This window comes from Enterococcus sp. DIV1368b (assembly GCF_050529595.1).
Lineage (GTDB): Bacteria > Bacillota > Bacilli > Lactobacillales > Enterococcaceae > Enterococcus_B > Enterococcus_B mundtii.
Window position 1 is genome coordinate 187,006 of the sequence record NZ_CP172883.1, and the last position, 11,944, is coordinate 198,949.

Annotated in this window: 9 protein-coding genes and 1 riboswitch; of the genes, 5 read left to right on the forward strand and 4 right to left on the reverse strand. The window is 37.6% G+C overall.

What is annotated here, in order from left to right:
• Positions 1–94: 94 nt before the first annotated feature.
• From brnQ to IGJ19_RS00945, 4 genes are all read right to left on the reverse strand, one after another.
• On the reverse strand, positions 95–1,459 hold the full coding sequence (brnQ, locus tag IGJ19_RS00930) for a branched-chain amino acid transport system II carrier protein (protein ID WP_071866097.1): 1,365 nt from the start codon (positions 1,457–1,459) through the stop codon (positions 95–97).
• A gap of 381 nt (positions 1,460–1,840) precedes the next feature.
• Positions 1,841–2,581 carry an amino acid ABC transporter ATP-binding protein gene (locus IGJ19_RS00935; RefSeq protein WP_071866098.1) on the reverse strand — a complete coding sequence of 247 codons (741 nt, stop codon included), beginning with the start codon at positions 2,579–2,581 and terminating at the stop codon, positions 1,841–1,843.
• Positions 2,582–2,593: 12 nt separating this feature from the next.
• Complete coding sequence (locus IGJ19_RS00940; RefSeq protein ID WP_071866099.1) at positions 2,594–4,189, reverse strand: ABC transporter permease subunit; 1,596 nt, start codon at positions 4,187–4,189, stop codon at positions 2,594–2,596.
• A 212-nt stretch (positions 4,190–4,401) separates the two neighbouring features.
• A riboswitch (Lysine riboswitch) is annotated at positions 4,402–4,576 on the reverse strand.
• A gap of 279 nt (positions 4,577–4,855) precedes the next feature.
• The gene (locus IGJ19_RS00945; RefSeq protein ID WP_010734383.1) at positions 4,856–5,152 is read right to left on the reverse strand and encodes a hypothetical protein; all 297 of its coding nucleotides are present in this window, start codon (positions 5,150–5,152) and stop codon (positions 4,856–4,858) included.
• Between the two features lie 176 nt (positions 5,153–5,328).
• On the opposite strand from IGJ19_RS00945, the gene IGJ19_RS00950 reads away from it, so the two are divergent.
• The 5 genes from IGJ19_RS00950 (at position 5,329) to IGJ19_RS00970 (ending at position 11,796) form a co-directional block, all read left to right on the forward strand.
• Positions 5,329–6,045, forward strand: a complete 717-nt coding sequence (locus tag IGJ19_RS00950) for an NAD-dependent protein deacylase (protein ID WP_071866102.1) — start codon at positions 5,329–5,331, stop codon at positions 6,043–6,045.
• Positions 6,042–6,878 carry a chorismate mutase gene (locus tag IGJ19_RS00955; protein WP_086335322.1) on the forward strand — a complete coding sequence of 279 codons (837 nt, stop codon included), beginning with the start codon at positions 6,042–6,044 and terminating at the stop codon, positions 6,876–6,878. The genes IGJ19_RS00950 and IGJ19_RS00955 overlap by 4 nt, the downstream gene beginning before the upstream one ends.
• A 4-nt stretch (positions 6,879–6,882) precedes the next feature.
• Positions 6,883–7,410 carry a transcription repressor NadR gene (locus IGJ19_RS00960; RefSeq protein ID WP_071866104.1) on the forward strand — a complete coding sequence of 176 codons (528 nt, stop codon included), beginning with the start codon at positions 6,883–6,885 and terminating at the stop codon, positions 7,408–7,410.
• A 151-nt stretch (positions 7,411–7,561) separates the two neighbouring features.
• Positions 7,562–8,995: a hypothetical protein gene (locus tag IGJ19_RS00965; RefSeq protein WP_086335323.1), complete on the forward strand. Its 1,434-nt coding sequence runs from the start codon at positions 7,562–7,564 to the stop codon at positions 8,993–8,995.
• A gap of 74 nt (positions 8,996–9,069) precedes the next feature.
• A complete protein-coding gene (locus IGJ19_RS00970; RefSeq protein ID WP_430604301.1) occupies positions 9,070–11,796 on the forward strand; it encodes a hypothetical protein in 2,727 nt (908 codons plus the stop codon).
• The last annotated feature ends 148 nt before the right edge of the window (positions 11,797–11,944 follow it).

Sequence of the window (11,944 nt, forward strand, 5' to 3'; positions counted from 1 at the left end):
TATATATTAAAGGTGAGTTGTGAATATTTTGTGACGAAAGTTTACCAAAGTTGTTAATTTTTTTATACAAAAAGTTAAACATCTCTTTTTTTTGTTAGCTAACAATCAAGTCAGGTTTTTTTTCATTTTTGAAGAAACTCCAGAGTAATCCGATGATAAAGCCAATCAATGCTGGTGTGATCCAGCCCATTCCTAATGAGAAGAATGGGAGATAGGAATCAGCGAATGTTAAAATGCCTTTGACGACACTTGTTTGCTTGATTGAATCAGGACAAGCATTCAGTCCATCTACGATGGAAGCGAGTAATGTGAAATAAGTGGTCATTCGATAAACAGAAGTACGTTGTTTAAACAATGGGCCAAACAAGACAAGTAAGATCAAGGTCATTGCCAACGGATAAATAAACATCAAGACCGGTAAAGAGATCTGAATAATATTCGTCAAGCCCACGTTTGCAACTAAACATGCCAATAAACTTGTTCCTGTTACAAAGAATAGATAGCTTCTTTTAGGAAACAATTCAGTGAATGTTTCTGCGAATGCAGTAATCAGTCCGATACCTGTTTTTAAACAAGCAAGAATCACGATAAAGGCTAATAGGATACTCCCGTAAGTTCCTAAATAGTGATCAGCGATTTGAGCCAAGGCGATACCACCATTCGCACTCATAGGAAATGTTCCTAGACTCATTGTTCCTGCATAAGAAAGTAGGGTATAGATGATCCCCATCAACACGATGCTGATCGCGCCTGATTTGATCGTATCTCTTGCAATATCAGAAGGCTTTGTGACACCCATGCCACGAATCGTCGTGACGATAATGATCCCAAAAGCTAAGGCAGCTAACGCATCCAACGTATTGTATCCTTGTGTAAAACCAGTGAAGAATGCTTGGTTTTGGTAGTGAGGTTGTACAGGCGCATCCGCCACTGAGCCAAGTGGGTTGATAAAAGCAAGTAATAGCAAGATGCCTAGTAATACTAAAAATGCGGGATTCAAAAATTTACCAACATAATCCAATATTTTAGTTGGACGTTTGGATAACCACCAAGCAGCTAAAAAGAATAAGAAACTAAAAATAGCTAAAAATAATGTTTGATTTTCTGCTGGAATAAAAGGTGCTAAGCCAATTTCAAAAGAAGTAGTTGCCAAACGTGGTAAGGCAAAAAATGGACCAATGACTAAATAAAGTAAGACAGTAAAAATAAGTGCATAAGTTTTATTGATCCGTTGTGCTAATTCGTAGACACCAGAGGTCTTTGAAACACCGATCGCAATGACACCTAAGAATGGTAAACCGATCCCTGTAACTAAAAAGCCAAGATTTGCCCAGAAGATATCCGCACCAGCTTCTTGCCCCATATGGACAGGAAATATAAGATTACCAGCTCCAAAAAATAGGCCAAATAGCATGGAACCGATGAATAGATTTTCTTTGAATGATAATTTTTTTGACATAGAAAACTCCTTTACTTTTTTGTATTTTGTTAAAAGTAACAAATTATGTGATGAATTGCAACAATTTTCTGAAAATTATCGAATTCTCTAGAATGATGCTACACATTGACGAAACGACTGCTAACCCTGTGAGAGGAATAAGTAGCGTGTTTTCTCTGCCTCGAAAAAATGTTAGTCAAAAGATTACTCCATTACCTAAATCTTCTTAATTGAAGTGGTTTCTCACAACCACATGTTACGTGAGGTTGTGCAAAAGTTCAACCGATAAAGCAATCGGAACAAAAACAATAAATAAAAAGAAGAACCGCAACTTTTTGAGTAGGGTGACCTTGCTCAATCAAGTTGCGGTAGTTTGAATACTAAGGGTGATTTGATACTTTATTAGTTATTCAAAATGCGTGACAAGAACTCTTTCGTACGTGTTTCTTTTGGATGAACGAAGATATCTTCAGGACTTCCTTCTTCCGCGATCACACCTTTATCCATGAAGATCACTCGGTCAGATACCTCTTTCGCAAATTCCATTTCATGGGTTACGATGATCATTGTCAGTCCAGTATGGGCTAGATCTTTGATCGTATTCAATACTTCACCGACCATTTCAGGATCAAGGGCAGAAGTTGGCTCATCGAAGAGCATCACATCAGGGTCCATTGATAGAGCACGAGCGATAGCGACCCGTTGTTTTTGACCACCAGATAGTTGAGAAGGGCGAGCTTCGATGTATTGTCTCATACCGACTTTTTCTAAGTTTTCGATTGCTACTTTACGGGCATGCTCTTTCTCTCTTTTTAAGACAGTGGTTTGTCCAGAAATACAGTTTTCTAAAACATTCATATTATTGAAAAGATTGAAGGATTGGAAAACCATACCGACATTTGTCCGATATTTTGGTAAATTATATTTTGGTGCTAAGACGTTTTCGTTGTTGTAAATGATCTCGCCGCCTGATGGTTTTTCTAGTAAATTGATACAACGTAAGAATGTTGATTTACCTGAACCAGAGGAACCGATGATGGTCACGACTTCCCCTTTATTGACGGTCATGCTAATATCTTTCAGCACTTCATTGTCGCCGAATTTTTTACTTAAATGATTGATTTCGATGATATTCTCACTCATAGGACTGCCTCCTTATTCCTGTAGGTTCGCGTTGTTGACTTCTTCAATTTTTGTATACGCAGTAGGTCCGTCGATTTTCTTCTCAATCACACGTAGGATTCTTGTGATCGTGAAGGTCATGATCAAGTAGATGATCCCAACGATCGTGAATGTTTGGAAGAATTGGAAGTTTGCACCAGATGCGGAGTTTCCTTGGAAGAATAAATCTGCCACACCAATGACACTTAATACGGCGGTGTCTTTGATATTGATGACAAACTCATTTCCGGTAGCCGGCAAAATATTTCTCAATACTTGCGGAATCACTACTTTACGCATCGTTTGACTGTGGGTCATGCCGATCGCTTGGGCGGCCTCAAATTGTCCGCCATCTACTGCAAAAATCCCACCACGTACGATCTCAGTCATATACGCACCAGTGTTGATCGAAACGATGAACAACGCAGCAATCGTGCGATCCAGAGAAATACCAAAGGCTAGAGCCAATCCATAGAAGATGACCATTGCTTGAACCATCATTGGTGTACCACGGAAGACTTCGATATAAACAGATAACAAGAAATTAGCTACTTTTTGGAAGAAGCGTGTCACTTTATTATCAGATTCTGGAATTGAGCGAAAGACGCCAATCAATAAACCTAATGTTGTTCCTACAACTGTACCGATCAATGCGATAAATAGTGTCAAACCAGCTCCGCGTAAGAACATGTTGCCATATTGATCCCAAATCGTCTTGAAATCTTGGAGCAAGCCAGTTTCTTCTGCATCTCCATCCGTTGACGCAGGTTGGTCTTCAATGGCTTGGTCCATGATGGCAATGCGATCATCATGAGAAATGCCGCTTAATATTTGGTTGACTTGTTGGAGATCAGGATCACCTTTGCGCATTCCTACAGCGATTTGGACATCTTCGGGATTTGTTTGAAAGCCATTTGCTTCATCTAGTTCGAGCATTTTCAAGGCTGGGTTGACGCTTGTGGCTGTTACCCCTTCTGGACGTTCGCTGACGTAACCGTCGATCATGCCAGAAGCTAGTGCTGTTCGCATGGCTGAAAAGTTATCCATTGCTTGTTGCTTGTCCACTCCTGGGATCTGATCGATCACGTTATAGTGGAATGTATTCAATTGTGCAGTGATTTTTGCGCCAGAAAGATCTTCTAAGCTAGTCGCATTCGCAAACTTACCATCTTTTTGTACGACGATCACAAGTTCTGATTCATAGTATGGATCAGTAAAGTCGATTTCTTTTTGGCGTTCAGCCGTCGGACTCATGCCGGCAATGATGGCATCGATCTTTCCAGATTGAAGGGCAGGGGGTAAACCGTCCCATTTTGTTTGGACAATGACTAGTTCTTTACCTAAACCTTCGGCTACCTTTTTGGCAATTTGTACATCATATCCGCCAGCAAAGCTATTTTGGCCTTGAATTGGATAGGCATTGTTTGCATCTGTTTGTTGAGACCAGTTAAAGGGCGCATAACCAGCTTCCATTCCGACACGAAATTGATCGCTCGGGGTTTTATCATCTGCATGAGCCAAAGTGGTCAAGCTAAAGATCGATAGAATAAACGTAAAAATTAGAGTGAGTGTAACTGAATTTTTTTTCATCTGTCTTCTCCTTTTTGTTTGTTCACGTACGTGGTCCTTCAGGCATATACTGATAAGACCAACGTTCGCTCAGCTTCTTTGGCTGATAACCAAAGCGCCTTGACACGAGTGGTCGAATACATGCATTGCAGTTGCTTATCAAGGAGAAATAAAAAACGACCACTTTGTAGGTACAAAAGGGCCGCTAAATTTCACAGAGTGATAAACCTCTCACAAAACATAGCGCAACTTAGCATCACTGCTAAGACAGTCCGTAAGCTGTTAACTTACGTCCCAACATACTTTTTAAGCAAAAAAAAGTACATTTCGGCGATCCTCCCTAGCCCTGCTTCCACATGTTTGCTTCACTCCACAGGTTTAATGATTCTCGCGACCTCTACCTCATTGATTGAGGCATCTCGTATTCAGTTATTTATACAAAAAATAGTCTACGATAGAGTAGCCACTTTGTCAATGAGAAACTACATTTTTGCAGAAAAAAGTTGATAAATAAAGAAATATACTGTTTATTTAATTTCTTTCATGAAAAAAGGAAAAGAGAATGTTTTCAAAAAAAGAATAATTATACATTTTATGCAAAACTTAAATGATAGTAAAATAACGAAAAACAGACTGCAAAATCACGCAGTCTGTTTCCTTTTTTATCTAATTTTATCTAAAAGTATTTTAAGCTGTAGCTTTCTTAGGTTCACGACCAAGAATGGCTTGTAAAATAACTGTTACTCCATAAATAGCTAAAACGAGATAGATCAAACTAGAGTATTGTGTGATCCCCCAGCCCCATGTGCGATAAACAACTAATGTAATTGCTAGAACAATTGCTGCCAATACATTGAAAAAGGCAAACGCCCATAGATTTCCATTTTCTTTACGTACTAAATAGAAGATAGAGAAATAAATACTTAATGCTAACCAAGCGATACATGCTAAAATAACGCCCCAATAAATTAAGAATGCAACCATATTGATTCACCTCATTTCATACTCAAAATATACAGATCATTGGTATTGTAGCACGTTTTCATTGTTTTGTCAGTGATGTTTGTGAGTATTTTCTCAAAAAAAATCTCTGAATTTTCATTCGATTGAGGGTATGTTTCATTTTATTTCGATTATAATAGAAGAGAGGTGAGTGATAAATGTTGGAACAAACAATTGAAGAAGCAGCGACAGCGATGATTGAAAGTCAAAAACTGACCTTTCTAACAGGGGCAGGTGTGTCCACACCTTCTGGAATACCCGATTACCGTTCACTAACAGGTGTTTACCAAGGGATGGATCGCCCAGAATATTTATTGAGTCATCAAGCGATGGAGGAAGAACCACAAAAATTTTATTCGTTTCTCAAACATCTTTATCATCCCGAAGCACGCCCGAATATCATCCATCGAGAAATCGTAGAGTTGGCTAAAGAAAAAGAGGTATGGGTCGTTTCGCAAAATATCGATGGGTTACATGAGAAAGCTGGAAGTAAAAAACTAGTTAATTTTCATGGGAATCTGTATCATTGTTATTGTCGAAACTGCCATCAAGCTGTTGACTGGCAAGATTATCTCAGCAGTGACAAGCATCAACTATGTGGTGGTCAGATTCGCCCAGATATTGTGTTATATGGAGAAGGGTTCCAAGATGAAGTATTAGAGCAAGCAGCTTTTGCTGTAAGTCAGGCCGACTTGATTGTGATCGTAGGGACAAGTTTTCAAGTCCATCCCTTTTGTGATTTGATCCAGTTTCGCTCACCACAAGCGAAGCTGTTAGTCATCAATCAGACCCCTGTCTATCTATCAGAGGCGTATCGATTTGTCCAAACAGATGGAACGAAGGTGTTCAAAAAAGTACAGGAGAGTGTAAAATGACAGCTAAAACAGAAAAAGAAAAAATGATTGCAGGCGAACTTTATTTTGCGGGTGATCCAGAATTATCAGCCGATAGAAAATTTGCTCGAAGTCAAAGCCAGATCATCAACCAAGCGGAAACAAGTGAACTTCGCAGTCAATTACTTAAAGAAACGTTTGGCGCTACCGGCGAAAAGATTTATATGGAACCGACGATCAATTTTGATTACGGCTATAATATTTACGTAGGTGAGAATTTTTATGCGAACTTTAATTGTACATTCTTAGATGTTAGTACGATCAAAATTGGCGATAACTGTATGTTTGCCCCTAATGTCCAGCTTTATACTGCCACACATCCGCTACATCCAGTGAAACGAAATAGCGGGTTAGAATTCGCTAAACCAATTGAGATCGGCAATAATGTGTGGCTCGGTGGTGGAGTGATCATCACCCCTGGAGTGACTTTAGGAGACAATGTCGTTGTCGGGGCGGGAGCAGTCGTAACCAAATCATTCCCAGATAATGTAGTGATCGCAGGGAATCCGGCACGGATCATCAAACGAATCGATGAACCAATGCCTGAAGAGTCATTGGAGGAGTTGAGACAATCGATTGATCAAATCGATCACCAATTAGTAGAACTACTTGAAAAAAGAATGGCTACGGTCACGAAGATCGGTGACGTCAAACGAACAACTAACCAAGCAGTTTATGATAAAAAAAGAGAACAACAAGTGTTGGATAAAGTTGCTAGTTGGTTGAAAACACCAGAATACAGTGAGACGATCTTAGCTACTTATGCAGATATCATGAAGCACTCACGAAACTATCAAAATAAACGAATGGAGTAGATAAATGATTGAAGGAGAAACTCGCCGAAAAGAAATCATTGAAACGCTAGTTGATGCAGAGAAACCTGTCAGTGCCAGTAAGTTTGCTACTCGTTTTGGTGTCAGTCGCCAAATCATTGTAGGAGACATTGCGTTGCTACGAGCAGCAGGAGAAGCGATCGTGGCGACGGCCAGAGGATATCTTTTGGAAGATGAACAAGATAAAAATGGGTTCATCAGTAAAATCGCTGTACAACATCAGAGAGAACAAACAGAGGAAGAACTACAGTTGATCGTTGCTCATGGTGGCGAGATACTAGACGTCATCGTTGAGCATCCCTTGTATGGCGAACTGACAGGGATGCTTCATATCAAGACAGTAGAAGATGTTCGCTCATTTATGAAACGTTATCGGAAAAGTCAAGCTTCGTTATTGTCTGAATTAACGGATGGGATCCATCTGCATACGATCCGTTACTCACATAAGGAAGTATTGCAGCAAATCAAACAAAGCTTGGCAGAAGCAGGCATCTTGTTCGAAGGGAACCAATAATTTACTTTATGAGATGGAGATAGGAGTGTTTTTACTTCTATCTCCATCTCATTTTTTCTTTATTTATAAAATAATTGATTTATGCTATGGCAAAACTTTAACTATACTGAACAGAAATGCTACAAATACTTTTATTGAAAGAGGGAGAAAAATGCTTCGAGGAACAAATCAAAAAACAATTCTTTGCTTTGGAGCAGCTGAAAGCAATTTGGAACAACAGTTGAATGATAGAGAACTCAGGAAAAAAACAAATCCGTATGACCCATTGGTTTATATGGAAGAGTTAGTCGACTATCTCATTCAACAACCTTTTGAGAATTTCTCTCTTCAACCCAAAGAGTTGATTGACCAAATAAAAGAAGGCAGCAAATATCCACTCTGGGAAGATATTCAAGCCATCATGATGGAGGACCCAAGGTTTCAATTACACAGGATCTACTCGGAGCCGTTTCTTGAGGAGTATCAACAATACAAGGAAACAGGACAATTTGCCAATCACTTAATGAAAGATACTTTAACTTATAGTCTACGAATACAATTGTTAAAAAAAACAGAATTATTAATGATTGAAGTTGCAAAAAAACGAAGTGATCTTATCATCTGGATACCTTTAGATTCTTATGATGGGGATTTTGTAACGACGATCCAAGGGAAGCAAAATAGATATAAAGATTTTACGTTACGCAGTTTATACCATGAAAAAGATAAGCTCAAAGCATCAATTGTCTTTTGGGAGCATGGACAAATCGTCGCAGCTCCTTGGGAAAGAAATGCTAGATTATGGAGAAATTGTGTGGAAAATGATTTGAGAAAATCATCGGCTATTTCCTCGTCAGAGAGCCATCTTCTAATCTACGGATTACGGGTAGCACGTATCCACTTTAACTATGAAGATCAAGTTTTGCTAAAACATTTCCAATATAAGGACATAAATGATTTTAATATCGATAAGTATAATGATATTTTAATGGAAAGTATTTTTGAACATATAAAACATTGTCCTACAGAAAAAAGTAGAGAAGAATTTTTTAGTCATTGGATTGATTACCTCCCCGAAAAGGAACGCTATTTACCATTGTGGGAAACATATTATCATGTCACACAAACGATTGAAAAATTTCAATTGAAAAACATCTTTAAAGAGGTCATTTCAGAAGACGATACCCAATTTGATCGTCCAGAGATCAAGCAACACTTCATAAAAAAAGGCTGTAAAATAGGGATAGAACTCACTTTGTTGTCTCAACATGTCACAATAGTCTTTCTATTAGACGAACTTTGTGACCTAAGAGTAGTAAAAAAAGTCCCCGGCATTACTGGAAGTGAACTACGCTACATGTATCGAAACTGGGAACGGTTTAAGCAGCGAGTCGTTTTTATTGAAAAGAAAAAATTTGTTTCTCCACCTTGGGAATCTGATCCTGAATTTTGGGCAACCTATCAGCCTAAGTCAAAGAGCCTGGCACAACCAGAAGGGTATACGCTTAGTGATAAAAAAGAATTTAAACAGTTGAAAACCTACGCAAAGACGAATAGCCAATCGCAAAGTAAACAAAGAATCAGACAGATGGAACATTGTCGCTGACTGAATCATAAAAATACATACTGACACACCATTGAGACGAATAGATAAAAAATAAGACGATTGGGAGGTCAACTATGATAGATCAAACAATGAACGAATTCAGAAAAAAATTAGATATATTAGCTTTATCTTTATCACTACAAGAAAATATCAATCATTTTGGTTTAAATAAAGACTATCAATTATTATTCTCAACATATATTCAAATGATTCGTGAGGATCAAGACAATTTTTTTATTGAAAAGGAACGAAAAGAAAATATCATGGAATCGCTAAAGCGAACAAAAGATTTTTATGATTTTGAGAAAAAAGAACAAGTGCAAATGATCTTTGAAAAACTGAGAAATGATGATCCAACAGATTTCATGCTTATTCCCTCTTCATTTTATCCAGGAGAGTATGGGGCAGTATCACCTCATACATGTGGATTAACAGTCTATAAAAAAAATGATTCTTTTATAATTATGAAGGTGGATAAAGAAAAAAATTTCGATGATCACACGGTTTCTTATTTTGAGATTCCGCCAACAAAAATTTTGGAACTAAGTGAACTGTTTCTTAAAGAGCGATTTCATGAAGTTCGCAAACCATATTTTGTATTGAGAAGGTTAGCAACTCTTTCAACCCAAAACGAATCAATCGGTATACCAGCCATCACGATGAAAGAACAAAAGAGTGGGAATTGTTCAGTTAGCGAAGTTGATGCTTCGCTAAAAACAATTTTATTCAATTGTAGGAAAGATATCTTTTCTTTAGAGATGAATAATCAAGTGACACCTAAATGGCATTCAAAACATGCTGAACCGTCTTTGGAAATGCACAATAGATTTCTTAGTGCTTTGAAAGAAAAGAATCCAGATTGGAATCGGCAGCTCGATTATATCTTTATTTATTATTTATATAAAAAAGGCCAACTTAAAAGTGAGTTTTTAAAAAATATTGATACAAAAAAACGTCGATGGCATCTACAAATCCAGTTTCTTTTTAAGGAAGATCCATATATTTCAGCAATATTCAATCATCCTGGCCAACTTCCAACTATAGATGAAAACTTGATCCAAGAAAAATCCAGCAATATCATTCAATCACTAGGTATTCATACCACAAGTAAGCTTGCAGAAATTTCTTCTGGTGATTTAAAAGAATATCTCTATCAGCAAAAGTCCATAACCGATACAATAAATGGTCGTTTACCATTTATACAAGTTCCAATAGCTAAGGAAATGATCCAGCGAATGTTATCTAGCTTAGAAAAGAAAGAGCAGGAAGTAACGGAGGAATTACACCGACGAAAAGTATTAAAAGAAAAAAGGAAAGAAATAAGGTTGGAGCAGAACTTGAGCAACCCTGCATCTATTCATTATCAACCGGAGACGATTTTTCCAATAGAAAAAAATGTCGAGAAGTTAAAACATGTATTGATTTTTGGTGACGAACAGGATAGAAAAGGCTTAATGGAAAAATTGGATCATTTAGATCCTAGACAAAAAAAGATACCCCATGATTCGAAAGTTTACATAGAATTGATTTTTCACGCCTTAAGAAAACGTTCAATTAATTCCAAGAATTTAGAAAGAGCAATACAGAACAATCCTCTACTTAATGAAATCATTCAAGTAATAAGAGATAGCATAGATTTGAACACAAACGCTGTTTATCCAATGCAATCACTGGGAGAGAGGCAAGAGTGTACACAAACAATAGAATATACTAATCAAGACTTTGAAGAGATTGCAGATGCGGGGAGCCAAAACCCCTTGATCCACCGTTCTGAATTGATCCTGATTGAAGCTGTTAAAAAAAGAGAAGATGTTGAGCTATGGGTACCATTAGATTCGCTTCGCCATCAAATGGATCAAACAATTGACAGTTTTAGAAATGATGTGTTCGATCATGCGCTGCGAGTCTTGTATCTTCAAAGAAATCAACTACAAGGTAGATTTGTTTTTTGGGAAAATGGGCAAAGAGTAGTGGCACCATGGGAGCGTGATCCAGAATTATGGGCAAATCGTGTACCAAAATCAGTTATCAAAAATGAACCCTTTCCTATAGAGGATTCACATACAGCGGCAACTCAAAAAGCAACCATAGATGTGCTTCCACCGTTAAATGAACAGGCAAAGAGATTTGAACGAACATTTACTTCGCTAGATAAGATCGAACCACAAAAAGCTAAGTTAGTAGTCACTGATAACCTTAAAGATTTCAAGAGTGTCGTTACCCACTTAAGCACGGTAGTAAAAGAAGGCCAAGTTATAGTAGCCTCAATGAATGCAAATGAAAAGATAAATGAATTGGCTAGTGTCAAAAGATGTTTATCTGGTAAAGAAACTTCAAAAAACAAGGAAGCTGTTATAAATGCCTCTTTGGATGAGCTTAAGTTGTGTAAAAATGTAAGTGCTCTATTTAGAAGGACAGCATCCAATACAGGAGTGGAAATGGAACTAGATCCACCACACAAACCAATAAAACGATTGGTTGATCAAGCAACCGATCAATTAATTCAAAGAAAAGGTCACTCGTATTACACAAGAATTGCAGGAATGAATGATCGAAGTACGAATACTAGTGAGAACGCTAGAAATAAGACCCATTGCTTTAGTAGTGTTGTGTCTCGGTTCAATAATGTATTTGAAAAAGGGAAAAACACTCCAGCAGAAAATGTGACTACCAAACCAACCAATACAGAAAAAGTTAGGATGACTAAATTGTTAACTGGTTTTCGATCAACAAAATTTGGACAGAATCTCGGAATGCATCAGACAACAAAACACCAGCAAAAAACATTGACGGAACGTTGAGTTATCTTTAAGAGAAGAGTAAAGAGTGTTTCGTACAAGAAACAATCATTTATTGTTGTCAACTTCTATAAAAATGTTAAAACAAGATCGAGATGAGTTTTTACGGTAGAAAAAATGAACAGAGGAAAGCAGATGAAGCTGCCACTCT